Here is a 26,455-nt window from a genome sequence, read left to right as displayed (position 1 = left end):
CAAATCAACTATCGCCAATACAAACAAATAGCAAAAGATAACTATTCTGCCGGAAAAAACTGGGGCAAATGATTAATAACTGCTGTAATTTTTCCGATATTTAAGTTAGCTCCGACATTCTTAGCTGCCCTTCTCCCGCCATTTTCATACATCATTAGTTCGTACTTTTGGCAATTATTTCCAAACTATTGAGAACAAAATTGTGAGGGAGTAGCTGATCAAAAGCAGCGCGAGATTTCCGGCAGGCCTCAGCAAAATCGTCATCCGAAAGTTTATCGTGAAAAGCTTGGACATAATCTCCAATCCGATGCACTTCCGAAAAAGGAACGATCACGCAAAAATCTTCCCATTTCATACCTCTCAACTCCGGTAACGATTTATTGGTATCAATGAAAACCGGAATTCTCCCTGCTGACATCACCTCCCCGAGATGGTAACAGCCATTATCGTCTCCCCTCATCGCCAAGATATAAGCATTATTCTCGATATTTTCGATATACTCGGCTCTTTGGCGGTTTCTTTCTTCCACTGGGAGACTAAAAAAATCTCCCTTTCTTTCAATCACAGATATTTGTAGATTTTTCGCTTTTCGCACTTCTTTAATTATTTTTTTTCTGACTAATCGTGCAATCAACCTTCGCATTCCCAAATTCAAATTACGATTAACAAAAAGGTTGCATGCCATCCAGTTAACCATAGAATCCGAAAATTTAATATAACGTAATATCAACGTATTTAGTCGGGATGGATATTCAACATTTCCCACAAAACCGACAGTAGGTATTGATGGTTTTGGCATATTTACCTTCTCTCCCAGGTCATAAATCCATGGGGGTGTGGGTATGGATTTTTCTTTTTTATCACGGTAAGTTGCCGAGGCAAACAAGATTTCTCCTGGATAAGCCTGACACTCCAAACAGTTTGCAAAGGTGACGAGCGTCCTTTTTGATCCTAATACTTGGCGCCGGAATTTATGTAATTCAGCTTCCTTATGAACGCCATAATAACTTGAAATAAAATGTGGAGTTACCACAATCTTGCCTGCATCTGCCAAGTCTGTAAATCGGTGAATCTTGACTAGCTCCGGTAATTTATCCCTGAGCAAATTCCAAAACTGTAACTGTGGATTAGTGTCCGGCGGGCTGAGGTGCATTAGCAGTGGGGCTGGGCGTACCCCAGGAAGTAGTAAATCTTCATTGATCCATATTTCCAGAGGTTTGTTAAGTTGGTCACTCATTTTTTTTCTTCAGAGTAAATTTTTGTTTACTTTCAACCCAAATCTTGACAGGCGGGGGACTCTCGCCGCCGCCACTGAATTTTAACATAGGCAATCAAAATTTTAAGAGCAGGGGGTAGGGTACCGCTAGTATAGAGCGTCTTACGTTTAATTAGAACGAGCTACTTCTGTGTTGCTTGCAGTTGCACCCAAAGTGCGCCCAAGTTTAACTGCAAACCCACTAAAATTACTGCGGCGAATCTTGCTTAACCGCATCTTCAACCACAGGATGAATTAAAGCAGATCGCAAACCTTGCCGAATTTCCGAATTCAAATACCTGCGTTGCAAAACCTGCCATTTTTGCCAAGCTGCGTAGCGATTTTCGGCCAACAAACCAGCCAACTTGGGCAACTCTTTTTTCAGATCGCGATCGACAAAATCTGTCAAAAACTCGCCTAAAACTTCACTGTCTTGAATATCGCCCAAACATTCCTGAATAGCTTTTACATCTTCGACATAAACTTCGTAAGTCTCGCTGTAAAAATCCCCAAACAGATTCATCAAATAGCGAACCCGCTTCGCTTGCTTCCGCAAATCGTGCAGAATAGTTCCCTCGGCTGCTAACTTCTCTTCGACAGCCTCAGCATTTAAATCATCAACAACTTTAACTTTGCCATCTTCATATTCTGTACCCAACAGCCAAGCCGGATGCAGGAAAAACTCGCTGACTTGAGGTAACAGTAAATCTGGCAAAACCTCAGCAATTGGCAAATGTTCGATCGCCTGAAACTTCGGTTTTTCCAGCCAATCCTCGATCGACTGCTTCAGCGATTCGTAGCTTTTGTGCTCTAAAATCGCCCTCACCCCTTTTAAAGCCCGCTGGCGCTGTTTGAGCAAATTCAACAAAGCCTTATCCAAAACTTCCTGTTCGTCAGCCGGCAAATTCGGGTAATAGCGGTTTTGGAGACTTTCGAGCATCACATCCAAATCCCTGAGCGTTCCCAGAATCCGCCCCACCTTACCAATTTTACGTTCAGAACCCTCTTTTGGCCAATCTAAAACCGGAGCAAAACCAGTCACAGCCGATCGCAAACGTCTTAATCCCACGCGCATTTGATGAAGTTCTTCCGCGTCTTTGTCTTTGATAACTTCAGCCTCGTGTGCTACACTTTTGCGGAAATATTTCTCAATCGCTCCAGATGCAGCGTCTCCGAGAGTTTTAACTTGAGTTTTAACTTTTGCTGATGTTTTTACGTTCATGGCAGGTGTAGATTCCACTTTGCAGATCGACTTTAATCTCGATTTCAAAGCTTTGCTAATAAGGGGTTATATCCTAGCACACACTTTTAATTTAGGAAGCGCAACCCGAATAAATCTTAATATAAAGTGCTTGACAATTTCTACTTAATCAGCATTTAGGAATCTAAAATTTTCAATCTAAAATCTAAAATCTAAAATCTAAAATAGAATTACCCTCCCTCGCCCTTGAGCTAATAAAAATTGGATTTCTAGCGCGCTTTCCCAAATAGGTTAAGATCGCTGCAAACCGATATTTATTCGCCAAAGGGTGAGAGAGGGTGCGATCGGGAGGACAAGTTTTAAATTAAATCAAACCCGCCCAGGCTGCCCGACTTCAAAGAGGCAGTTTAGCCTTTCCAGTCTTTCTCAGATTGCTCGAGCACGTAGGTTGCTACATCCTCGATTTGTTCGGGCTTCAACTTGGCGCCGAAAGCAGGCATAGCATTTTTGCCCTTAGTTACCTGAGTGGTAATAGCTTCCAGAGAATTCATACCGTACTTCTCAAGAGCTTCCTTTTTCAAGGTTTTCATGGCCATAACCACGTTGCCGCCACCGATGTGACAAGCAGCACAGTTCGAGCTAAAGATTTTAGCTCCTTTAACCGCATCACCTGCCAAAGCAGGGCGACCAAAGCCGACGGTAAAAATTGCGAACGCTAATAGGGCGATCGATAAGAGTCTTTTCAACGCAGTTCTCCTCTAATGGACACGCAAATGGTGATTCTTTAGATATTTTACCTGTTAAAACAGGCGCGATCGCGCAGTCGTATCGCCTTCTTTCGAGTAATTTACCACTTTTTGGCAGTGGCAGTTCAACTCTCAAAATTCTCCACGCCCCAGCCCGGAGCTTTCTGAGCAGCCCGGATCACAAAAGCCGCTAAATTTTCAATCTCAGCCTGTGGCATCCAGCTTTCCGGCACTTGGCGGCACCAAAAAGTCTCCTCAGTACCGTCATAAGTCATCGGTTCTCTCAGATACCCCACCAGACTATTGATGTTGTTGCGGGGAGGCGTTGCCCCCTGGAGGTCAGCCAAAGACAGAGATATCGTCGGATCGGGCAAATTAGCTCCTCCGACGTGACAATTCAAGCAATTTTGCTCGAACAAAACTTTGCCCGCAGACAAATCCTGAGCCGAAAACAAGCGAGTATGTCCCTCAGAGTCCAACTCCAGAGCCACAGGTTCGCTGGCTTGTAAATACCTATTCACGTAAGAATCGGCAGCAGCCAAAACAGGTTGAGGAGCCAACAGCACGATCGGCAAAATAATTAACATCCCCAACAGAAAGCAGACAAAAGCACCACGACGCAGCATGAGGGACTACAACCTTTTGCGAGAATCAATGAGCCGGAGGTAAATTTTAGATTTCAGATTTTAGAGCGAAAAACGACCAGCCAGCAATTCTTGCCCAACTTCAGCCCTCTCCCCATCCAAAATCCAAAATCTAAAATCTAAAATCTAAAATCGATTAGCGAGCGCCTTTGCCACCAGCCCACTGCTTGGAGACAATTTTCGGCTGCAACAGAATGTGACCGGCAATCGCGTACAAATCGTCATCCGAGAGATTTCTCATCTCAGCGAAAATATCTGCACTCTTCATGCTCGGATGCAGTTCCGAAATTTCCTCAAACCCGTCATAAGTGGTGGGATTTTTCATAAAGTCCACCAGCGACTCAATATTATTCCGGGGCGGGTTGGCCAAAGCCAGAGTTTCCGGACTCAAATTCACGTTCGGGTCAGTTTTGGTCATCCCCGCAGCGTGACATTGAGCGCAAGCCGAATTGAATAGGCGTTTGCCTTGCTGAACTTGTTTGAGGCTCAGCACCACTGGAGCACCCTTGTCATTCAAAGTCACAGTGCGAAGTTCAGGACTCAGTTCGACAGCCATCGCACTGCTGACAAATAACTGAAAGCTCAAGAATACAGCGGTCAGAGCAATGAAATATCTTTTAAGCATGGTTCTCCTTAAAAAAATCCGGCAAATTATTGAACGCTAAGAGAGTATAGCTGGCAAACAGATTTGTGTTCAAAATTCCCTCTTTCTGCAACTACTGGCGAAAGTTGGTGCAGCCATACCTTTAAAGGTAGAGGAATTTTGCGATCTAATCTGCACGAAGTTTTGAGTCGCGCCTTTTTTCGAGAGTGGACATAATTGCCTTAACATCCTCCAAAGCCAAACGGGTTTGAGGGTGCTTGTAGGCAATTTCCAACTCATCGCACAAGCGGATCACATCTTCAACAGGGACGTTGAAGTCCTCTGCTATTTCTGCGATGGACAGGTCTGCAAAACCCATAATTTTTAGGTCGCTGACAGGTCAAAATTGAGTTGACGGCTATTAACTGAAAGCCGGACAATTTTAGAAAGCGCTGTTAGCTTGTTCTGTTAGTTTGTTCTGAGATGTTGTTCGATCGCAAGCTAACTAACCGCTAACTGCTACTAGGCATTTTTGCCCAGCCAAACTCCAGGGCCAATCAACTTCCGATCAATATCATCCCACTGCTGCGTCGTTATTACCAATAGGAGTTGCGCGGATGGGGCTCAAAAGCCGGTGTCTGCGTGAACGTCTCGTTACCAAACTCAATATTGTTGGTAGAAACCGGGTTTTTCGCAATTCCTCAGCAATTTCCTCTGTGCCCCGGACTCACCAACAGACAATCCTCCGGCGCAGCAGCTTAGGGAGAAAGTTTGAAAGCGTGAGTCTGCGGGGGCAAAGCGTGGTTATCGCTGGCTTCGAGGGCGGGGAATTCCGAGTCTGCCAAGAAAGGCTGGGGCTGGTGGAGGCTGATGAGCTGACCGAGAGTTTTCTTTAATTGAGTCCGGGGTACAATCAAGTCTACAAAACCGTGGGCGAAGGAGTATTCGGAAGTTTGATAATTTTCCGGCAGCTTTTCCCGCAGAGTTTGCTCGATTACCCGGCCGCCCGTAAAGGCCACAGTAGCTTTTGGCTCTGCAATTATAATGTCTCCCAGCATGGCAAAACTGGCGGTGACGCCGCCGGTGGTCGGGTGGGTCAAAATCGGGATGTAAAGCAGTCTCGCTTCCCGGTGGCGTTCCAGAGCCCCGGAAATTTTAGCCATTTGCATCAAGCTGAGCATTCCTTCTTGCATTCTTGCACCACCGGAAGCGCAGACAATGATCACGGACAAGCGTTCCCGCGTGGCGTGTTCGATGAGGCGAGTCAGCTTTTCTCCGACAACTGATCCCATGCTGCCGCCGATGAACTGAAATTCCATGACTCCGAGGGCGACTGGCAAATTTTCTAGTTTGCCGATGCCTGTTTCTACGGCGTCTAGGTGGCCTGTTTTTTCTTGAAATTCTCGGAGTCGATCGCTATATTTTTTGCGATCGCGAAATTTCAGGGGATCGGTGGCGTGCAGTCCTTCGTTAAGGGGCACCCAGGTATTGGGATCGATCAACTGCTCGATGCGATCGTCACTGTAAACTCTGATATGATGCCCGCATTCCAAGCAAACCATTTGATTTGCTCGCAGGTCTTTGGTATAACTCAGGGCATCGCAAGCTTCGCATTTATTCCAAAGTCCGTCCGCAATTTCTCGTTCCGGCCGTTCTTGGGAGTTCGGTACTGATTTTCGTCGATTTGCAAACCAATCAAATAGAGACATTAAAACTTGGTAATTGGTAATTGGTAATTGGTAATTGGGAATTGGTAATTGGTAATTAGTAATTGTTAGTTGTTAGTTGCTAGTTGTCAATTGCTAGTTGTTCAGTGACTAATGACTAATGACTAATGACTAATCACCAGATTCTGGCTCATCTTCAACTGGACTGATGAGGAGCGATGCTGTTCGCTGGTGTTCTGGAAGAACTTGCAGGGCTGTAGCACTTCCAGCCCCGAAATAAGATGCTATGCCCAAGTCTACAATCCGGGCCGGGATTTCATGAGCAGCTAGGAGCTGCTGCATTAATTCCGCTTCCCAACGAAAGCTAGTAGTTGTAAGTGTAATCCAAGACACGGAACAATTTTACCAATTTTTGAGACAATGTTATGTTCGATCGCGCCTGACTACGGGCACATCAGAAACTAAAATTCGGGAAAAACAACTGCCAGTAACTAGATAAGATCGCTTCGCCCCACAGAGCAGTAATTGCTGTACCGAGAGCCAGAAACGGGCCGAAAGGCATGGGTTGACGCCGATCGAGTAACCCGATAGCGATCGCCCCGCCACCGACAAAAGCCCCGGCGACACAGGCGATAAATCCCGCTAGCAGCAAGTATTTCCAACCCAGCCAAGCTCCCATCAAGGCGGCCAATTTTGTATCTCCGGCGCCCATAGCATTCTGCCCCAGCCCGATCGTCCCGGCAAGTCCGATCGCGTCAAACAGCCACAACCCGACAACTGCTCCCGCGATCCCATCGAGTACCAGATAGTGTATCGAGTCGATCAAACTAAATGTCGGCCACCAACCTTTCGCCACCTGGAAAACCAATCCGAGCACCAAACCCGATCGAGTTAAAGAATTAGGCAAAGTCATTGTATCGCAATCAATCAAAGACAAAGCCAACAGCCAGCTAAACAAAGCCCAAAAACCAAGAGTTTGCACTGTTACGCCAAACCGCCAAAAGATTAGCAAAAAGAGCAAACCCGTAGCTGCTTCCACCAGTGGATAACGGACAGAAATCCCACTGTGGCAGTGATTGCAGCGTCCCCGCAGCCATAGCCAACCGAAAACGGGTATATTTTCGTAATTTCTGAGTTGATTTAAACATTTGGGACAGCGAGAAGGAGGGTGGATCACCGACAAACCCGCAGGCAACCGATAGACTACCACATTTAGAAAGCTGCCAATAGCCGATCCGACAATAAAGACGATCGCCGTGACAAGGCAATTAAAGATTATTTCCATTAAGTTGACTGTTGACTGTTCACTTTTGACTGCGGTTATGTATCTGTTGTCAGTTGTCAGCAGCGCTGTTTCATTCTCTTGTAGGGGCAGCAAAGAGTGGCTGCCCCAATCCCACCAAATGCCTAAAATATCCTGGATGGGTCTGGTCGGCATTCTTCGCACGACAAGAGTCAAAACGTGGGTTTTCCTGAGAATGAAACAGCCCTGAGTTGTCAGTTGTTAGAGCCTGTACGGTCAATTACCCATCATAAAAGGTATTAATAGTCAAAAATGCAAGTTTTCATAAAATCCTGAAAACATGGCTCTTCACTAGAAACCTATTTTAGTGCGAGCGTTCGAGCGGACATAATATTAGTTACTAATTACCAATTACCAATTCCCAATGCTCAATTATCAATTATCACCAATGACCAATTAGCAATTAATACATTTGAGATTCAATTTCGTCAAAAGTAACAAAACGTTCACCCGGCAATAAAATCGGCTGCGAAGCAAAAATTACCTGGCCTCGATCGCTTCCTTGACTGACAACTACACCCGCCGGACGCTGCATCTGCTCGGAATGCACTTTCAGATACATACCATAGGCCGATCGAGCAGCTCGGATCAAATCGGGAGCTAGCAAGCTGTGAGTCTCGGAAGTTTCTATAGTGGGTTCTGGGTTGGGCTGGTATGGAGTCACTGGAAACTTATCATAATGGTATAGGTCGAGTTATTGGTGTAGCATCTCGATTGATCGAACTTACCCTATTTTTTAAGAATAAACTTAGGTGGAAATTATTAATAGATTAACCTACAATCCTCCCTTGGCTGCGATCGAACTGCGACTGCGATCGCTCCTTTCGGCTCAACTGTACGCTGCTGCGTGGGTAGATCCGTCCCCCGCAACGCTAATGGGGGTTTTCGATCACCTGCGAACTCTGCGCTACATCCTCCACGACTACGTGCCCAGGCCAGTGTCCGAATCTCCGCCCAACCCGGGCGAGGTGCGCTACCAGTGGCAAACAGGCACATTGCTGTTCACGGATTTGGCAGGGTTTACCTCGCTGTTGGAAGCGAACGCGACCCAGGGGCGCAAGGGAGCTGAAAGCCTGCTGGGCGTGATTAACGACTATTTTGCCTCAATGATTGAAATTGTGAGCAAATCGGGCGGGGATTTGCTGGAGTTTACCGGAGATGCGATGCTTGTGCAGTTTCTATCAGGAGTTTACCAAGAGGATACAGCGAGGGCGGTGCGGGCGGGTTTGCGGATGCAGCGGGCGATGGCTGAATTTGCCAATATTGAAACGGCGCGGGGTGTTTTCTCTTTGAGGATGCGGGTGGGCATCCACTGCGGCCGCTACATTAGTGCTGACATCGGTACACCGCAGCGGATGGCTCACGTACTGCTGGGACATTCAGTCCAGCAAGCCAAGCAAACTGAGGGTTCTGGGAGTGTGGGGCGGGTGTGTGTGACTGAAACTGCTAGAGAGTCTTTGGGAGAGCAATTTCGCTTTGAACCCGGGAAACAGGGTTATTTTTTGGTGGCGGACGATTTCACGGACGATCGACTCGGAGAGTATGATATCACTTTGACTGGGCGGCGGATGCCGAGTTCGGTATTGCTCGATCGCAGCGTTGCGGGCTTGGTAAAAGAAATCGGGGAAGCTGTGAATCGGCTTGAACCTCTTGCTAGTTATATTCCCAACACTATCCTGAGACTGCTGGTGGAAAATGCAGACAGGCGGAAAATTCCGCCGGATTTTCCTGAACCGACCGTGATGTTTGTCAACTTGATAGGTTTACCGGAGTCTGTGGAGAAAGCTTCGCCGGACGAAGAAGTCAACCTGGTAGTGGGTTTTTCTCGGGTGTTTGCGTTGATCGATGCTGTAGTCTCAGCTAAAGGGGGCGTGTTGCAAAAAGTAACGGCGCACTTAGATGGTTCGGATATGCTGATTTATTTTGGCGTGCCCGACGCTCACACGGATGACACCAGCCGCGCGGCTAGTGCCGCGATTGCAATCCGAGATATCATTGCTGGTTTGCCTCTGGTAATTATCGCGGGTGAAGAAATAAAAGTAAGCTGTCAAATTGGGCTGTCCCTGGGGCCGGTGTTTGCTGCTGAGGTTGGGGAACCGCGAGGGCGCAGGGAGTTTAATATCCTCGGGGATACGGTGAATACGGCTGCTCGGTTGATGAGCAAGGCGGGGGAAAACCAAATTTTGATTGCTGAAAGGGTGTATGAGTCGATCGATCTCAACTTCATTTGTGAGGCTTTGGGATCTGTTGCTCTGAAGGGGAAATCTGCTCAAACTCCGATTTTTGCTTTGCAAGGTGCAAAAGGGGAGAAGGGAAAAGGGGGCGTTTAAATAACTTTGCTGGCTAATAATGGCATACTACTGGTCAATTGAGAGCATGACAAACCATTACCGCATCATTAATAATGATGCGCGAGCGTACCCCAAAATATTTAAATACGGTAAATCGATAAAATTAGCGTATATAGCCTGTAATACTCCAACAACGATCGCGATCGTTGGTGCTGGCTTTAGTGGTTCTCTAGTAGCGACTAACCTGTTAAACGGAACTTACCCCCTGCGAGGGTTGTTCTGGGGGCTGTATTCTTTGTTCAGTCTCGGTTTTAGCGACTTGACTGCCGACAAACCGTAGTCATTTATTTAAGATTTTCTTAATATTTAGGCCCAGAGTATTGTTCTCTGATGAATTTAAGCAAAAACTCCGCCACATAAGGGTTGTAAGAGATTGTAGTCATGTAAAAGACTTGGACGCTCCGGGCAAGTCTCACCTCGCAATGGTTTCAGACGGAACTTACCCCGCACACGGGGTAAGTCCCGGTTAAAAACAGCTAACCGCCCCCTGCTAATCAAGCTGATTGAGCGCGAGCGCCATATTGGCAAGGGAGTTGCCTATAGCACCACCAAAAGTCGAGTTGGTTTTTTTAACCATTGATCTTGAGTGTGCCTTGCTGTAAGATAAAATTCAGCTATACTACGGTAAACCAATCGATTTATAGTATGAAATGCGTAAGTCCTAATTAAACCAGACATTTAGCAAGGAATTGAGGAGACGAATCATGAGCAAGTGGTTTGCCATTGCCAGACGTAGGTTGCTGCTATTTTTTATTTCCGGGCTGTTTCTAGCGGTATTAGTCAATGCCTGTACTAATTCTGCCTCTCCTGGAACTGGCACTACAGCAGCATCGGCAGGCTCATCTCCTACGGCAGTTCCTACGGTAGTACGTTTAGATTATGCCTACTACAATCCTGTCAGTCTTGTGTTGAAAGAGAAAGGCTGGCTGGAGGAAGACTTAGCCAAAACCAATATCAAAGTGGAATGGGTGCTCAGTCAAGGTAGTAACAAGGCATTAGAGTTTCTCAATGGCAGCAGCATAGACTTTGGCTCGACTTCAGGTGCTTCCGCACTGATTGCCAAAGCCAATGGCAATCCCATCAAGTCTATTTACGTTTACTCGAAGCCCGAATGGACAGCATTAGTAACTACGGCGAATTCTTCGATTCAAAAAGTCGCCGATCTAAAAGGCAAGAAAGTTGCAGCAACGCGCGGAACAGATCCGTTTATTTTCTTGTTGCGTGCCTTGGATCAAGTCGGTTTGACTACCAAAGATGTAGAAATTGTGCCTTTGCCGCACGCTGACGGTAAAGCTGCCCTTGAGAAAGGCGATGTCGATGCCTGGGCTGGTCTCGATCCATTTATGGCACAGACAGAAGTAGAAAAAGGCTCGAAACTCTTCTTCCGCAATCCCAAACTAATTAGTCAAGGCTTTTTGAATGTCCGCGAGGCATTTGCCAAACAATATCCTGAACAAGTTAGTCAAGTGCTAACCGCCTATGAGAAGGCACGGAAATGGGCGATCGCAAATCCTAGTGAACTAAAGCAAGTGGTGATTAAAGCATCGAAGCTGACAGAAGCGGTAGCAACTAAACAATTAGAGGAGCGAACCGATATATCAAACTCATCGATTGGTGACGAACAAAAAGCCGTTATTAGTGCTGCTGGGGATGTCTTGAAAAAAAGTGGCGTGATCGAGGATTCCGTTGATGTCATTACAGTAGTTAACAATTTAATAGATCCGCAGTATCTGGCAAAGGTTGCCAAGTCATAAGTAAAAAAAATCTGCTGTGGATATACACCAACTCACCAACGCATATCAGAAATTTAAAATTGAAAAATTGAAAAATTAAAAATAAATTCATCATTTTTAATTTTGCATTTTTAAATTTCAATTCCGAGCCAAAGCTATCTATGCAGAACAGCCAACACTAAGTTATGGAACAAAGACTTGCGATCGCAATGCCAAGCGCACAAACAGGTAATATTTGGCAATTCCTCAGCCGTCTGGGCAGAGCAAAAGGCTTGCTCTTGCCAGTCTTTCTCTTAATATTGTGGGAAAGCCTGTCTAGGTTTGGCTTGGTTGCTCCTAACTTGTTACCTGCTCCCTCAACTATTCTTATAACAGTTTGGCAACTCGGTGCAGCAGGGGAACTATGGCAGCACATCGGCATTACCCTCTATCGAGTCTTTGTTGGCTTCCTAATTGGTACATTTTTTGCCACTCTTCTAGGAGGATTAACAGGCTATTCTTCCCTAATTCACGATTTACTAGACCCGCTTTTGCAATCACTTCGTAACATTCCTTCGCTGGCATGGGTGCCACTATTTATCCTCTGGATGGGAATTAATGAGCCTTCCAAAATTGCTCTGATTGCCGTTGGAGTCTTCTTCCCCGTTTACTTAAATCTGATGAGCGGCATTCACAATGTCGATCGCAAATTGGTTGAGGTTGGCAAAATCTATAGACTTAATGATTGGCAGCTTATCAGTCGCGTGTTCTTACCCGCGACATTGCCGGCCTACATAGTCGGTTTGCGAAGTGGCTTGGGTTTGGGCTGGATGTTTGTCGTGGCGGCTGAATTGATGGGAGCCAGTCAGGGTTTAGGCTTCTTATTAATCGACGGGCAAGCGACTGGACGACCCGCCATCACCCTCGCCAGCATTCTCTTGTTTGCGATTTTCGGAAAAGTGACTGACTCAATTATTGGCCTTGCATCGCATAGGCTACTCCATTGGCAGGATGTTCACGCTTCCAAGCATTAGTTCAAAGCATTAGTTTTAAGCATTCATTCAAAGCGCCAAGGAGGAAACATATATGCTAATCATCGAAGGACTGCATAAGCGATTTAAAAATGGTTTTGTAGGATTGGAGTCTATTAATTTAACTGTTAATCGTAGCGAAATTGTTAGTTTAATTGGTACGAGTGGTTGTGGCAAAAGTACACTTTTACGGATCGTTGCTGGATTAGATATGCCAACTTATGGAGATGTGCAAATTGACGATATTCGCATTAGCAAAGCTCATCCAGAAATTGGTGTAATATTTCAAGAACCTCGGCTGATGCCTTGGTTAACCGTCTGGGAAAATGTGCAGTTTGGTTTGCATCATTTACCGAAGGATGAACGCAGGGCACGGGCAAGTGATGCTCTAGTTAAGGTTGGATTACAAGATTTTGCTCGTTTGCTGCCGCGCCAACTATCAGGAGGAATGGCTCAACGGGTGGCGATCGCCCGTGCCCTCGTCACTAATCCTTCTATTTTGTTGCTAGACGAACCCTTTAGTGCTCTCGATTCCTTTACTAGAATGCAGCTACAGGATCGTCTGTTAGAAATTTGGCAATCGGATCGCCAGACCATGATTCTTGTGACCCATGATGTTGAAGAAGCACTGATTTTAAGCGATCGCGCGATCGTTATGCGTGGCAACCCTGGACGCATCCATCTTGAGCTAGATATCGATCTTCCCCGTCCCCGCAGGCGTACCGATCGCGATTTGCAATATTGGAAAGAAAAATTATTGAGTACCTTGGATTTATCCAATACGCAAACGGTTCCCTTAGAGGTTTAAATCCCAGGCTGAGATCGCAATCAACATCTAAATATAGGCAAGGGAAACGCCACTCCGATCTCTCGCCCTGAGCGAAACCCAAGGGCTGATATCTAATCCGTTGACATCGAAATTATTCTCTCTCTCTTCTCTTTCTCTGTGTCCTCTGTGCCCTCTGCGGTTTAATCATTCCCATACAACCGGAATTGATATGACGCACCAGACAATCGTTTTTCAAATGTCCAACAGCTTATCTCAAAACCTAAATCCTAACTCAGCCAAAATTGACTTCAATCATGACTACTAAAATACTCCCAAGCTACGATCCAACCCTCTTTCAAGGAGCCATTTCTTATTACCTGCAATATCGACCGCGCTACCCAAATGCTCTTTACGATTTAATCTCACAGGAATTTCAATTAGACGGGCAAGGCAAGCTTCTCGATCTCGGCTGTGGGATTGGCTTGGTAGCGATCGCCTTACACGATCGATTTCAATCTGTTTTGGGTATCGATCCCGATACAGAAATGCTCGAAGTTGCCAAGCAAGAAGCTAAACTGGCTCATGCTTCAAATATCACTTGGGTAAGAGATTTAGCAGAAAATATTTCCCCGGCAATGGGTACATTTTCCCTTGTCACCATTGGTCGTGCTTTTCATTGGATGGATCAAGAATTGGTGCTACAGCGTAGCTACGATTTGCTCGAACGCACCAGTAACGCTAATAAGGGGATAGCGATTATTCAAACTGAAAAAGATATTTGGTCAAATGACTCTGTTTGGGCACAAAATGTGCTAGCTACGATCAAACGGTGGCTAGGAGAAGAGCGGCGTGTGGGATCGAGCAGCGTTCCTTTGCTCTACAAGTCGGATTTAGAAGTTTTGGATCGATCGCCATTCGTTCGGATTAAGCGCCATAAGATTGACTTTCAAAAACACTGGACGATAGATAATTTTATTGGTTATCTCTACTCCACCGCTTACTGCCGTCGCGATTACTTTAATGGCGATACTTCCGTATTTGAGGCTGAAGTTAAAGCAGCAATTCTCAGTGCAGAACCTTCAGGTCAGTTTGTTGAAGATGTACCTATTTCTGTTTACTTGGGTTTTAAGGACTGACCAACCTATAGGAATCCTAAATCATTTGTACCTCATTACTTCCCTCAATTTTGTATCATCAATATGAACATATCCCTTGTAGACTCGAAAAGCACAACACAACAAGACAGCAAGCAAGATTATGTAGCGATCGCGAGATCGCTTGCTCAAGAATTTGCTGCTACTGCCATCGAACGAGATCGTGTTGGCGGTACGCCAAAGTATGAACGCGATCGCCTTCGTTCTAGCGGTTTGCTCGGTTTGATTATCCCTAAAGAATATGGCGGTATTGGCGAAACGTGGATTACTGCACTCCAAATTTCCCGCGAGTTGGCAAAGACTGATAGTTCTCTAGCCCATGTTTACTCCTATCACCATTTAGGGGTTGTTATCCCGCATCTTTTTGGCACGGAGGAGCGCAAAGCGCACTTCTACAAAGATACGGTGACAAACAATTGGTTTTGGTGCAATGCTCTCAATCCCCTCGATCGCCGTGCGACTTTAACTCCTGATGGTACAGGCTTTTTACTAAACGGTACAAAAAGCTTTTGCTCTGGCTCTAAAGATTCTGATATCTTACCCATCACTGCAGTTCGTCAAGATACCTCCGAACTCACTATTATTGTAATTCCCACTCAAAGAGAGGGAATACAAATTCATGACGATTGGGATAATATGGGGCAACGTCAAACCGATAGCGGTAGTATTAGCTTTGACCAAGTGCGCGTTTATGACTCGGAAGTGTTTGGCGATCGCACCCGTGCTGATATTCCTTTCCGTACTTTACGAGCTTGCTTGACGCAAATAAATCTTGCCCATATTTATCTGGGTATTGCGGAAGGAGCATTTGCTGCAGCCAAAGACTATACTTGCACCGAAGGACGACCCTGGTTGACTTCCAATGCTCCTAGTGTGACGCAAGATCCCTACATTCTGAAACACTACGGAGAAATGTGGGTCGATCTGCAAGCGGTTAGCAGTTTGACCGATCGAGCCGCGGCCATTGTGCAAGCAGCTTGGGAAAAGGGCATAGATTTAACAATAGAAGAACGTGGAAAATGCGCGATCGCGATCGCCACGGCAAAGGTTGCTGCCACAAAAATAAGTTTAGATGTGACAACTCGCATTTTTGAAGTGATGGGGGCGCGTGCTACCACAAGTAAATATGGTTTCGATCGCTACTGGCGTAATCTCAGAACCTTTACGCTACATGATTCTGTTGACTATAAAATTCACGATCTGGGTAACTGGGTACTCAACGATCTGCTCCCCAATCCCAGCTTTTATACGTAAAAAACATCCTTTTTGAAGGATGTTTTATCTTCACTCGGCGGTATCTCAGCTTTTTATGCAGATAGCAGCAGAGCTAGATGCTACTTTTTCTTCTGCGCGTGCAACTTATACATTACCACTGAATATTAATCATTCAAGTAACTAGATAAGTCAGACAAGCAACAATTTACACAATCTGCTTGCATTTTTGAAGTCCTTTGTGGAATAATAGGAGCTTGTTAGTGTAAACTACGGTTTATCGGTCGGCTTATTGTAGCTTACTCATCAATAATGATTAGTTCAGCTTTTACATGGTTATTGCGTTTTTTTGTTTTCAATACTTGAAGCTTAGGAAGGAACAGTGTTAACCCGATTAAGAGAAAACCCATTTTTAGCTAAATTGAGGCATTTTGGGAGCAAACTCAAACCTAGTTCAATCAAGACCTTTGCTTGGCTTTTTGCAGTTGGCTTCAGTTTGAGTTTAACCGTTTCTGCCTGTAGTCCTACTCAGCAAACAAATACAACTACTGCCCCGACTTCTGCTGCCACATCGGTGGCTAGTTCTAACTCACAACAGAGCAATGTAATTAGGATCGGCTATCAAAAATATGGAACCCTAAGTATCCTTAAATCACGGGGAAGTTTAGAGAAACGTTTGGCTTCCCAAAGCACTTCTGTACAGTGGCTTCAATTTCCCGCTGGCCCTCAATTACTGGAAGCTTTGAATGCAGGCAGTATTGACTTTGGCCATACAGGAGAAGCGCCGCCTATTTTCGCACAAGCTGCTGGCGCACCATTGGTATATGTTGCTAATGAGCCTCCTAATCCTAAAGGTGAAGCTATCTTAGTACCGAAAGATTCTCCTATTCAAGATGTGGCTGGGTTGAAAGGCAAAAAAGTTGTATTTAACAAAGGTTCAAATGTGCAATACCTCGTGGTAGAAGCATTAAAAGCAGCCGGATTAAAATATAGCGACATTCAGCCTATTTATCTGCCCCCAGCAGATGCGCGCGCAGTTTTTGAACAAGGTAGTGCTGATGCTTGGGCAATTTGGGACCCGTTTTTTACCGTAGCGAAACGAGCTACAGGAGCTCGCGTTCTTAAGGATGGAGAAGGGCTTGTAGCTAATCGGGAATTCTATCTAGCTGCTCAACCTTTTAACGAGCAATATCCCGACCGAATTAAGGCAATTTTAGAGGAACTTCAAAAAGTAGATGAATGGGCAGCAGCTCAACCAACTGAAGTGGCAAAACTGCTCTCTCCTGAGCTTGGTATTGATGTTCCAACTTTAGAGGAAATCTCACGGAGACGGCCTTACGGTGTGCAGCAAATTACGGATGAAGTCGTTACTTATCAGCAAAAAGTTGCTGATACTTTCGTGGATTTGAAGCTGCTTCCCAAACAGGTAAAAATTAGTGAAGTGGCTCAGGTAACTAAACAATAAATAGTGATGGAGACTCAGGAAAATGGAATTATTTTGGTTTATACCAACTCACGGAGACGGACATTATTTAGCTTCAGGAATTGGAGGGAGAGCTTGCAGTTTTTCCTACTTAAAGCAAATCGCCCAAGCCGTTGACCATTTAGGATTTACGGGTGCTCTGCTGCCGACTGGACGCTCATGCGAAGACGCATGGGTAGTAGCTTCATCTCTAATGTCTGTAACGGAAAAAATGCGTTTTTTAGTTGCGATTCGTCCGGGATTAATGTCTCCTGGGGTAGCAGCACGGATGGCAGCAACGTTTGATCGGTTATCTAACGGACGCTTATTGATTAATGTGGTGACAGGCGGCGATCCGGTAGAATTAGCAGGAGATGGAGTGCATCTCAGTCACGATGCTCGTTATGAATTAACGGATGAATTCTTGACAGTTTGGAGAGCGATGCTTGAAGGTAGTAACTCCAATGACGTGCGAGATAAAGAAGTCGATTTTAGCGGTGAATATCTCCAAATTAACGGCGGTAAAGTTCTCTTCCCACCTGTACAAACTCCCCATCCTCCTTTGTGGTTTGGCGGTTCATCGCCCATAGCACAACAAATTGCGGCTAAGCATATTGATGTCTATCTGACTTGGGGAGAACCGCCACAACAAGTGGCAAAAAAAATTGAAGCTGTGAAAAAATTAGCAGCAGAACAGGGTAGAACTGTGCGGTTTGGGATTCGCCTTCATGTCATTGTGCGCGAAACTGAAAGCGAAGCTTGGGAGGACGCAAATCGGTTGATTAAATATGTTGATGAAGATGCGATCGCAGCCGCCCAAAAAGCTTATGCCAGAATGGACTCTGAAGGGCAAAAGCGGATGACAGAACTGCACGCAGGCAACCGCGAAGCTCTAGAAATTAGCCCCAATTTGTGGGCTGGAATTGGGTTAGTAAGAGGCGGTGCCGGTACTGCCTTAGTGGGAGATCCCGATACCGTTGTTGCACGAATGTTGGAATATTGCGAATTGGGAATTGAAACTTTCATTTTTTCCGGTTATCCCCACTTAGAAGAAGCGTATCGAGTCGCTGAATTGCTATTCCCCCGCTTGCCGTTGAAGAACCAACCACCTGCAAATCAACCGCAAATGTTTAGTCCTTTTGGCGAAATTGTTGCCAACGATAAGTTTCTCCAACAAAAACAAGTTATTCCTACGAGCGCATCATGAACAAAAAATGGCTCAAAAACCCCTATTTTCAGCAGGTGATTCCCTGGATTGTACCGATTGTGCTGATTGTTAGCTGGCAACTTTTAGTGCAGGTGGGTTGGCTTTCGACAAGAGTTTTACCCGCACCAACAGGTGTTTTAAGTGCAGGAGTTAGATTGGCAATTACCGGGGAACTGTTTCACCATATCGGAATTAGTGCTTGGCGTGCCGTCGTTGGTTTCATCATCGGCGGAGGAATTGGTTTAACTCTTGGTTTCCTCAACGGTCTTTCTCCAATCGCAGAAAAGCTGCTAGATACTTCTGTACAAATGGTTCGTAATGTTCCCCACCTCGCCTTAATTCCCCTAGTAATTTTATGGTTTGGAATTGGCGATGTAGCTCGGTTATTTTTGGTGGCTTTGGGTGTGTTTTTCCCAATGTATATCAATACATTTCATGGCATCCGCAGCGTCGATGCCGGATTGATTGAAATGGGAAAAGTCTATGGTTTGAGTCCTACATCTCTTTTGTGGCAAGTTATTCTGCCTGGGGCTTTGCCTTCAATTTTGGTAGGCGTGCGATATTCTTTGGGGATTATGTGGCTGACGCTGATTGTCGCAGAAACAATTGCTGCCGATTCTGGTATTGGTTACATGGCAATGAATGCTCGCGAGTTCTTGCAAACTGATGTTGTGGTGTTGAGCATTATTATGTATGCTTTGTTGGGTAAGTTTGCAGATGCGATCGCCAGAAAGTTAGAAAAGAAATGGCTGGCTTGGCATCCCAATTATCAGCCCGCTTAGCTATAAAAAAGCAGGAATAAGAAAGAAAAATGAGAGTGTCCCCTTTTTCTTTCTTAGTTTCTCTAGAAATGCTGTCCTTCACGATCTGCTCAGTTAGTGTTTTTTACGTATAAAAGCTGGGATTGGGGAGATGATCGTTGAATACCCAGTTACCCAGATCGTGAATTTTATAATCAAGAGAATCATGTAGCGTAAACGTTCTCAGATTACGCCAGTAGCGATCGAAACCATATTTGCTGGTGGTAGCACGCGCCCCCATCACTTCAAAAATGCGACTTGTCACATCTAAACCTGTTTTTGTGGCAGCAACCTTTGCTGTTGCGATCGCTGCCTGCTCGACAACTTCAATGATCTCCAGTCCTAATACACGATCCATGCTGAATGTTTTCTCCTATTGCACGTCCTGGCTACTCCACGGCTTTGGAGGGGCTCACTGCCTGTGAGTCGGATTTTGAGCTTTTTAGCCAACATGGCCAACAGGTCTATGAAACTCACGACCGTGAGAGCGAAGACTAGGAATTTTCTATCCCATCATGGTTTTGACGGCGAGGATTACAACAGTCGCCAAAAAAATCCGACGTAACCAGCGATTGCTAAGTTTGAGAGCCACCTGTGAGCCGATGATGCCCCCAATAAACATGGCAATACCTAAGATGATGCCCAATCGATAATCAACGATGCCAGCCGCTGTGAAAACCCCCGTTGCCACGAGCGAGGAAAAGATATTCACCAGCTTGGTTGTAGCGATCGCTTCCACAAAAGTCATCCGAAAGAGCGCCACATAGGCAGCCGTTAGCAAGGTGACGTACCCGCCACTGAAAAAACCACCATAGATACCCAGCCCAAACGTTGCCACATAACCGAGTAATTGGGCTGCCCGTGATGGGCGATCGGCTGCCGGAAGAACGCCACCTCGATGATTCGCGATCGAGAAAACAGCAACCGCAATCATGGCAGCCGAAACAATCTGCGGTAAGGACTTTGACGGTATTACCAGGACTAATCCTGCTCCTAGAATTGAGCCAATCAGAGTCAGCCCAATCAAGAGAGGCAAGCGTCTTAGATTAATCGTCTGTTGCTTCAGAAACGGTAACGTTGCACCAATACTCATAAACGTGAGTGCCAGCATATTAGTGGCTAAAGCCGTGCGCGGTGCAATGCCCATCTGCAACATTACAGGCACCGTAATTAAGGAGGTGCTGCCTGTAATGACGCTGATCGTGCTGGTCGCTAAAAAAACTGTAATCAGGATCAGTAGTTGAAGGGAAACCATATAGGTTCTATAAGTTCCCTTACGCTAATTGGGTAGCCGAAACAAAGGTCGTAACCGCACCCCGATCGCAGTTCCCAGGAGTGCAGCCACAATCCACAGCCAGCCGTGCAAACTGGTAGACGCGATCGCCCCAAAGAACCCACTCACATTGCAACCGTAGGCAAGAAATGCACTGTAGCCCATCAGTAAGCCACCTAATATCGCCGCCGCTAGAATCTGTTTGGAAGGCCCAAAAGTTGGAACCCATCGCCCTGCTAACCCTGCAGCCAGCAGCGATCCTAGAACGATCCCACCATTCATCACCGAACTGGCATCTGCAAACACGCCATTTGTGAGAGCAGCCTGAGCGTTGGCAGTCTTCCAAAATGGGCTGCTGGTAGAGTCCCACCCCAAAAACGATGCAATCTCAGCCGCCCACAGCGCAAAGCCCCAGGTAATCCGCCAGGGTTGGCCAGACACGATCAGCGTCAGCCAGTTGAGGAGTGACAGCGCGATCGCACCTGTGAGTAGCGACCAAGGGCCGTAAATTAGCTGAGTTAGCGAGGAGGGGAAAAGCGGAGGGGAAGAAGTTAGGCCAGGAGAAGAAAAAGCTTTTGCAGAAGGGAAAATGCGCTGGAGGGCAACAAACAAAGCAGCGAAAATTGTCAGTTGCAAAACCACTGCCCAAAACCAGCCAAGATTATCCGCCAAAGAAATCGCCGGCAAAGCAGGCAAATTCACCCACAACTGTCGGGTTAAGCTAGCTCCAAATGCCCCAATGCAAAATGTCACCAGCGTCACCAGCAGAGTGAGACTGCCAGAACCAAGGGTATACAAAGTACCACAGCCGCAGGCCCCCCCAAGCTGCATCCCAATCCCAAACAGGAAGGCACCGATCGCCCCTTGAACGCCTACAGGAGAAACAGCACCCCGCACTTGCTGCCCAAATACCGTTCCGGCTGCCAGAGTCGGCGCAAACAGAACGGTAGCGATCGCCAGCATGATAATTTGTGCGATCGCTCCCCGCGCGTCTCTATGCACAAGTAACTTGCGGTAGGCACTGGCAAAGCCAAAGCTAGAATGGTAAAGTGTTAGCCCCAGCAACCCACCAATCAAGAACAATAGGCTTTGCTGCCAACCATAACGATTGAGTGTAATTGCCCCAACAGTAAAAAGTGCTAAGGCGATCGCAATTATCAAGCGATCGGGACGAAAAGGAGCCCATAACGGCTCACCAGAAACTGATGAACTCATTTTTACTACTTTTTAGGTGGGTTTTTCGGTTGTTCCGGTGGCGGATCGCAACTGCCTAAAGCGGGTTGACTTAGCGGTACAAAATCCAACCCAAATATTACTGCCAGAGTAGCAAAAACAACAAGTGATGAAATCCAAACTTTCATACATTACACCTTTAAATGTTGAACAGCTTAGCACCAAATAACTAAACTTTTTCCGGCCCAGTTTCAACTGGCAAATTAGACGTACTGTACTCAGTCCAAGAACCGTCGTATATCCGAACTTTAGGATATCCCAAAAGATGTTTTAGCACCACATACTGTAATGTTGCTTCACGCCCAGTGCTGCATGACACAATCACATCATCTGAAGGCTTAATCTTCTTGTCCGCCAGGATTTTGCGAATCTCATCCAGTGACTTCAACTGATGAGGGTTTTTGAGAGCCTCCTGAGAGTTCTCGGCTTCCGTAAACGCAGGCCAGGGAATATTTTTCGCACCAGGAATGTGCCCATTGCGTACCCAGATATCTTTCTCACCTCGGAATAAATCACCGGGTCTAGGATCGATAAAAACAACACCTGGTTTACCAATTAATTCTCCAACCTGTTGAAGGTTAACGCGAATTGAGGGATTATCTTGAACCGCAAACTGTGTAAACTTGTATTTGGGATATTCCTTAACAACAGGTTGCCCAGAGGCTTTGTATCCTGTATATCCCCCATCTAAAACTGCAATATCTTTTACTCCCGATCGCTCTAGTAAATAGGCAACCATTGTCGCTCCCAAAATATCTCGTGCATCGGAATAAACGAGAACGCGACTGTTACTGCTAACACCCGATCGAGAAAATATCGAAGCTAATTTCTGGGTATCCCAATACTGCACGGGCAAAAATCCGTCGGGGCCACGAAATGCAGTATCTGCAATGTGTACTGCGTTCGGAACATGGCCTCCAATATACTCCAGAGGCGCATTTCGCACATCCAAAATTCGCAAATTTGGATCTTTTGCGTTGGCTGTTACCCAATTGGGAGAAACAAATTGAATTTTGGCACTGGGGGTTGCAGTCAGCGGTGAAATCGAGAAGAGTGAAACTCCCAGCAAGGTTGCGATCGCTGCTATTACCAAAACAGAAGGCTTGAGGGATCTTTTCCAGATTCTCCGAAAAAATTTCAAATTCATAACTATAAATCTCCTGAAGAAGGGGCTAGGGACTAGGGGAAGAAGGGAAGAAGGGAATAGGATTAAGGGTTTTAGTAATTTAGAATCTCCTAGCCACCTTGACGGTTGCTATAAGTCCTAAAAAACTTAAAATGTGGCTTAGAGCCAGAGGGAAGGTGGTACACAATCAACAAACAACACTAAACCGATAGAGATTTTGTACTTAATTTTTAGAAGTATGACATAGCTTACGTTTTCAATCAAGCGTTTGTCATAGAAATCCAGCAAATAAGTACAGGACTTACGCACCCAACCAAAGAAACCGGGTTTTTTGACGAAAATACTTCGCCCGAACGCACAGATTCTCTCAAAAACCCGGTTTCTGGGACTCCATGCGTAAGTCCTAATGGCTAATTGCTAATGGCGGCTAATTGCTAATGGAAAAAATTTCTCCCCTGCTCCCCCGCTCCCCCTCTCCCCCTCTCCCCCTCTCTTTCCCTAGCCCCTAGCCCCTTCTAAATGTACATGGCAAAGTAATCTTCATAGATTTCAGTATTGGTTGATAGCGTCAGTTCCACTTTTTCGCGATCGCCATCGATCGCCGCACTCGTGCCATTATTTAGACTCGCTTCAGGGATGAAATCGCCACAGTATTCATTGGCGGGTACAGCTTCGTTCATCTTCTTGGGATAGCTCAAACCCAGATGGCTCATGATCGTGATAAATTGCTCGCGACTGCGATCGCTAAATCGAGGATTGAGGCGTTTTTCTTCCCCAATTGTGGAAACAGTGCGCCCTTTGTAATCATGGGCCGGATAAACCAGAGTCTCGTCTGGGAGGGTAAACAACCGTTGTGTCACCGCATCGTAAAGAGTTCCCGCATCCCCCGATTGCAAGTCTGTACGTCCACAACCCCGAATTAGTAAGGCATCCCCCGTTAACAGATGGGTGTTATTGATTAAATAAGCCAGATGGCTGTGGGTGTGACCTGGTGTGGCGATCGCTTCAATCCGTACCCCCCCCAAGACTAAGGTTTCGCGATCGCTCAGGGAGCGATCGGCAGACCTAGCAGTGGCATTTTTTGGCACTAACACCCGGCAGCCTTTTTGCTGTCTCAGTTTGCCCGCGCCAGTGATATGGTCGGCATGAATGTGGGTTTCCAAACAGTAGCCCAGACTCAATCCCAGGTCATCTAAAACCTGTAAATCGCGGTCAACTTGCTCTAAGACGGTATCCACTAGCACCGCCTCTTTCGTCTGACTGTCTGCTATCAGATAGGTGTAGGTGCTCGATTCCGGGTCAAAGAATTGGCGAAACAACAGCGTTGACTCGGGAATTACGGGTCGAGGATCGCCACAATCTTGTTCGATCGAGCGACGAGAGAGGGAAGTGGAGACAGAGAAAGACGGAATTGGGCGCACTCGCACAGGAAGCGACTGTAATACTGTTGCCGCTAATGCCTGTGCCTGTTCGCGCAGTTCTGGAACGGCGATCGTTTCCCATAAATTGCCTTTGCGCGGCGTGCCCAAGGTGTAAAACAAGCTGGAACGCTTGCCCCGAGCATCCAACACAGTACCATCAGCGGCACTATCCAATCCCAAGCCGAGGTCGTTGGGGCGGATTAATCCTTGGACGCGCAAATTGGCAATCAGAGATTGGGGCGATCGCTGATAATCTGTCTGTATCCCCGTACAATTCACCGCGCGGCTGACCTGAAAAATCAGATTCGTTTTCGTTTGGCGCTGGCAAACGTTGACTGCAACAGCCTCCGATGCCGCTTGACAGTCCTGAATTCGTCCTGCGGTAATGGTTAGTTGCCCTGAATCCAGCATCGTCTGGACAATCTCACCCATTTCAGGGGCAATCCGATGGCGATGCACATCCCAATAAGGCGTAACATGGCGCAAAAACCGTCGCTGCTCGATCCGGGGTAGTTGTTGCCAGAGTTGTTGAGTGATGGGACGCAACGCATCAATTACCGATCGCCAGTCGTAGCCCTGGTTTGCCGCCGTTTTCACCTCACTCCGAATCCGTTGCAGCAAGCCCCGAACTGTTTTAGGGGCGGTGTCTGGGGTTAAAAAGGCGTGGTAGGGTTTGGTCGATTGATGAGTTAGCGGAAATAAGCCTCGGCGAGACACAGCATAAATTTTGCCTTGATGGTGGCGATCGCGCAGTGACACTACCATATCTACCATCGTCAGTCCAGTGCCAATCAGGAGCACAGGCGCATCAGGCTCTAGATCCGCCAACGCATCGGCTGACCAGGCATGGCGCAGATAAAGGGTGCGATCGTCCTCTGAAGATTGCGAACCGGGAGGGGAGGCAGGGGCATTTCCCAGTGCCAGCACAATTTTATCTGCCACGAAAACGCTGCTGCTTTTCAGGGAGACGATCGCGCCTTTGCCGTTGGGTTCCACTGCGACTACTTCATCAATTACCCGTTCTAGTCGCACATTACTTGATGCGGTAGCCTCTGCTTCTTCCAGAATCGATTGAATATAAAGCCCATATATCGGCCGGGGAATGAAACTGCTGGCATTTAGGTCGCTAGGCAGGAATGTCGCTAACTCGTTGCGGTTATAGTGCAGCCAACGTAGCAGATGACCGGGATCGTCGGGAAAGGCGCTCATCTTGCCGGAGGAGACATTGAGTAAATGGCTGTTGGTGGTGGTGCTGTAGGCAACTCCCTTGCCAATGTCGCGATCGCGCTCGATCAGCTTGATTAACAAGGGGCGCTGGGCTGTTTTCAACAGGTGAACCGCTACCAGAGAACCACTAAAGCCAGCGCCAACGATCGCGATCGTTGTGGGAGTATCAGATATCAGCATTGTCGGAACCATATCAGTATCAAATATAAGAGTTCGGCCGATCAGTATTTGCAGTTGTTACAGTCATTAACCGATCTAAACCCCAGATCGTTGGTATTTTGGCGATCGCTTCCAGAATCTGGTTGTGTCCTGCGATCGCTGTCCTCAAAATCCAAAAGGTATCTCTGGAACATTTCAATAACGGTAAGATTTGCTAAAATACCGTTTACTTATCGAGATACAGTATTTTTATCATTACCTGCAATCATAGCTCAACAATTTAGGAAAATTAAACCATGAGTCAAGTTCTGCAAGAAGTGCTATCTGCTAACCAGGAATATGCTGCGACCTTTGGCAAGAAAGGCAATTTGCCCCTACCTCCGGGTCGTCGTTTTGCCATTCTGACCTGCATGGACGCTCGCCTCGATCCAGCAAAATATGCTGGGCTGGCAGAAGGGGATGCCCATGTCATTCGTAATGCTGGAGGACGGGCAAGCGATGACGCAATTCGATCGCTCGTAATCTCTTACAAGCTATTGGGAACTCGTGAATGGTTCGTCATTCACCATACGGATTGTGGAATGCAACTCTTTACCGACAGCATCATCCGAGAACTATTGACAAACAGCCTGGAAACCGCTGTAATCGACGAAAACGGTTGGCGAGATGTAGGGCAGCGTTCGGGTTCGATAGAAGGTGAATTTGTCGATTGGTTAACGTTCAAAGATTTGGCAGAAAGCGTGTTTGTGGATGTCAAACGAATTCGCAACCATCCCCTTGTGCCACCAACCATTCCGATTTATGGTTTTATCTACGATGTGAAAACAGGGCAATTGATTGAAGTTCCCAGCGCAACTGAAGTCGGTCGAGCAACACTTCCAGCGATCGCGTCATCGTAATGGACGATCGCAAAAATGCA

27 protein-coding genes are annotated in these 26,455 nt (G+C 46.5%); 11 read left to right on the top strand and 16 right to left on the bottom strand.

The features are described from left to right. Positions 1-154: 154 nt before the first annotated feature. The 10 genes from QUA25_RS03395 to QUA25_RS03350 all read right to left on the bottom strand — a co-directional run bounded on the left by QUA25_RS03395 (position 155) and on the right by QUA25_RS03350 (position 8,063). A complete protein-coding gene (locus tag QUA25_RS03395) occupies positions 155-1,237 on the bottom strand; it encodes a hypothetical protein (RefSeq protein ID WP_333035586.1) in 1,083 nt (360 codons plus the stop codon). Positions 1,238-1,463: 226 nt separating this feature from the next. Beyond that, the gene (locus QUA25_RS03390) at positions 1,464-2,477 is read right to left on the bottom strand and encodes a CHAD domain-containing protein (protein WP_333035583.1); all 1,014 of its coding nucleotides are present in this window, start codon (positions 2,475-2,477) and stop codon (positions 1,464-1,466) included. A 386-nt stretch (positions 2,478-2,863) separates the two neighbouring features. After that, entirely contained in the window at positions 2,864-3,202 is a 339-nt protein-coding gene (petJ, locus tag QUA25_RS03385; RefSeq protein ID WP_333035581.1) for a cytochrome c6 PetJ, read from the bottom strand. Between the two features lie 125 nt (positions 3,203-3,327). Next, the gene (gene psbV2, locus QUA25_RS03380; protein WP_333035579.1) at positions 3,328-3,828 is read right to left on the bottom strand and encodes a photosystem II cytochrome PsbV2; all 501 of its coding nucleotides are present in this window, start codon (positions 3,826-3,828) and stop codon (positions 3,328-3,330) included. A 154-nt stretch (positions 3,829-3,982) separates the two neighbouring features. Continuing rightward, entirely contained in the window at positions 3,983-4,471 is a 489-nt protein-coding gene (psbV, locus tag QUA25_RS03375; RefSeq protein ID WP_333035576.1) for a photosystem II cytochrome c-550, read from the bottom strand. Between the two features lie 145 nt (positions 4,472-4,616). After that, a complete protein-coding gene (locus tag QUA25_RS03370; RefSeq protein WP_333035575.1) occupies positions 4,617-4,808 on the bottom strand; it encodes a translation initiation factor IF-2 in 192 nt (63 codons plus the stop codon). A gap of 379 nt (positions 4,809-5,187) precedes the next feature. Next, positions 5,188-6,138 carry an acetyl-CoA carboxylase, carboxyltransferase subunit beta gene (accD, locus tag QUA25_RS03365; protein ID WP_333035573.1) on the bottom strand — a complete coding sequence of 317 codons (951 nt, stop codon included), beginning with the start codon at positions 6,136-6,138 and terminating at the stop codon, positions 5,188-5,190. 129 nt (positions 6,139-6,267) lie between these two features. Beyond that, a complete protein-coding gene (locus tag QUA25_RS03360; RefSeq protein WP_333035572.1) occupies positions 6,268-6,489 on the bottom strand; it encodes a hypothetical protein in 222 nt (73 codons plus the stop codon). 61 nt (positions 6,490-6,550) lie between these two features. Next, on the bottom strand, positions 6,551-7,381 hold the full coding sequence (locus QUA25_RS03355) for a prepilin peptidase (protein WP_333035755.1): 831 nt from the start codon (positions 7,379-7,381) through the stop codon (positions 6,551-6,553). A gap of 421 nt (positions 7,382-7,802) precedes the next feature. After that, a complete protein-coding gene (locus QUA25_RS03350; RefSeq protein WP_333035570.1) occupies positions 7,803-8,063 on the bottom strand; it encodes a hypothetical protein in 261 nt (86 codons plus the stop codon). Positions 8,064-8,151: 88 nt separating this feature from the next. On the opposite strand from QUA25_RS03350, the gene QUA25_RS03345 reads away from it, so the two are divergent. The 10 genes from QUA25_RS03345 to ssuC all read left to right on the top strand — a co-directional run bounded on the left by QUA25_RS03345 (position 8,152) and on the right by ssuC (position 19,079). After that, positions 8,152-9,729, top strand: coding sequence for an adenylate/guanylate cyclase domain-containing protein (locus QUA25_RS03345; protein WP_333035569.1), 1,578 nt, complete (start codon positions 8,152-8,154; stop codon positions 9,727-9,729). A gap of 46 nt (positions 9,730-9,775) precedes the next feature. After that, entirely contained in the window at positions 9,776-10,030 is a 255-nt protein-coding gene (locus QUA25_RS03340; protein ID WP_333035567.1) for a hypothetical protein, read from the top strand. Between the two features lie 424 nt (positions 10,031-10,454). After that, a complete protein-coding gene (locus QUA25_RS03335) occupies positions 10,455-11,504 on the top strand; it encodes an aliphatic sulfonate ABC transporter substrate-binding protein (RefSeq protein WP_333035564.1) in 1,050 nt (349 codons plus the stop codon). 164 nt (positions 11,505-11,668) lie between these two features. Next, positions 11,669-12,496, top strand: coding sequence for an ABC transporter permease (locus QUA25_RS03330; RefSeq protein ID WP_333035561.1), 828 nt, complete (start codon positions 11,669-11,671; stop codon positions 12,494-12,496). A gap of 52 nt (positions 12,497-12,548) precedes the next feature. Further along, on the top strand, positions 12,549-13,301 hold the full coding sequence (locus QUA25_RS03325; protein WP_333035559.1) for an ABC transporter ATP-binding protein: 753 nt from the start codon (positions 12,549-12,551) through the stop codon (positions 13,299-13,301). Between the two features lie 275 nt (positions 13,302-13,576). Further along, positions 13,577-14,398, top strand: a complete 822-nt coding sequence (locus QUA25_RS03320; protein WP_333035557.1) for a class I SAM-dependent methyltransferase — start codon at positions 13,577-13,579, stop codon at positions 14,396-14,398. A 63-nt stretch (positions 14,399-14,461) separates the two neighbouring features. Then, a complete protein-coding gene (locus QUA25_RS03315; protein ID WP_333035556.1) occupies positions 14,462-15,670 on the top strand; it encodes an acyl-CoA dehydrogenase family protein in 1,209 nt (402 codons plus the stop codon). A gap of 340 nt (positions 15,671-16,010) precedes the next feature. Then, positions 16,011-17,093, top strand: coding sequence for a sulfonate ABC transporter substrate-binding protein (locus QUA25_RS03310; protein WP_333035554.1), 1,083 nt, complete (start codon positions 16,011-16,013; stop codon positions 17,091-17,093). Positions 17,094-17,115: 22 nt separating this feature from the next. Next, a complete protein-coding gene (gene ssuD / locus QUA25_RS03305) occupies positions 17,116-18,297 on the top strand; it encodes an FMNH2-dependent alkanesulfonate monooxygenase (protein ID WP_333035552.1) in 1,182 nt (393 codons plus the stop codon). Continuing rightward, a complete protein-coding gene (gene ssuC, locus QUA25_RS03300) occupies positions 18,294-19,079 on the top strand; it encodes an aliphatic sulfonate ABC transporter permease SsuC (protein ID WP_333035550.1) in 786 nt (261 codons plus the stop codon). The genes ssuD and ssuC overlap by 4 nt, the downstream gene beginning before the upstream one ends. Positions 19,080-19,182: 103 nt before the next feature. Here ssuC and QUA25_RS03295 read toward each other — a convergent pair whose 3' ends face one another. The 6 genes from QUA25_RS03295 to QUA25_RS29400 all read right to left on the bottom strand — a co-directional run bounded on the left by QUA25_RS03295 (position 19,183) and on the right by QUA25_RS29400 (position 25,557). Beyond that, positions 19,183-19,455 (bottom strand): acyl-CoA dehydrogenase family protein, encoded by a 273-nt coding sequence (locus QUA25_RS03295; protein ID WP_333035549.1) that lies wholly within the window; start codon positions 19,453-19,455, stop codon positions 19,183-19,185. Positions 19,456-19,602: 147 nt separating this feature from the next. Then, the gene (locus tag QUA25_RS03290) at positions 19,603-20,352 is read right to left on the bottom strand and encodes a sulfite exporter TauE/SafE family protein (RefSeq protein ID WP_333035546.1); all 750 of its coding nucleotides are present in this window, start codon (positions 20,350-20,352) and stop codon (positions 19,603-19,605) included. A gap of 24 nt (positions 20,353-20,376) precedes the next feature. Next, the gene (locus QUA25_RS03285; RefSeq protein WP_333035545.1) at positions 20,377-21,585 is read right to left on the bottom strand and encodes a YeeE/YedE family protein; all 1,209 of its coding nucleotides are present in this window, start codon (positions 21,583-21,585) and stop codon (positions 20,377-20,379) included. Positions 21,586-21,590: 5 nt separating this feature from the next. Then, the gene (locus QUA25_RS03280; RefSeq protein ID WP_333035543.1) at positions 21,591-21,731 is read right to left on the bottom strand and encodes a hypothetical protein; all 141 of its coding nucleotides are present in this window, start codon (positions 21,729-21,731) and stop codon (positions 21,591-21,593) included. 41 nt (positions 21,732-21,772) lie between these two features. Next, positions 21,773-22,750: a sulfurtransferase gene (locus QUA25_RS03275; protein WP_333035542.1), complete on the bottom strand. Its 978-nt coding sequence runs from the start codon at positions 22,748-22,750 to the stop codon at positions 21,773-21,775. Positions 22,751-23,244: 494 nt separating this feature from the next. Then, positions 23,245-25,557 carry an FAD/NAD(P)-binding protein gene (locus QUA25_RS29400; RefSeq protein WP_445242197.1) on the bottom strand — a complete coding sequence of 771 codons (2,313 nt, stop codon included), beginning with the start codon at positions 25,555-25,557 and terminating at the stop codon, positions 23,245-23,247. Between the two features lie 275 nt (positions 25,558-25,832). Between QUA25_RS29400 and QUA25_RS03260 the strand changes: the two genes are divergently transcribed. Further along, complete coding sequence (locus QUA25_RS03260) at positions 25,833-26,435, top strand: carbonic anhydrase (RefSeq protein WP_333035540.1); 603 nt, start codon at positions 25,833-25,835, stop codon at positions 26,433-26,435. The last annotated feature ends 20 nt before the right edge of the window (positions 26,436-26,455 follow it).

Origin of the sequence: Microcoleus sp. Pol17C6 (assembly GCF_036701145.1) — a bacterium.
In the GTDB taxonomy this organism is placed as follows: Bacteria; Cyanobacteriota; Cyanobacteriia; order Cyanobacteriales; family Microcoleaceae; genus Microcoleus.
Note: the sequence above shows the minus strand (reverse complement) of the source record. Positions and strands in the feature narration are given on the sequence as shown.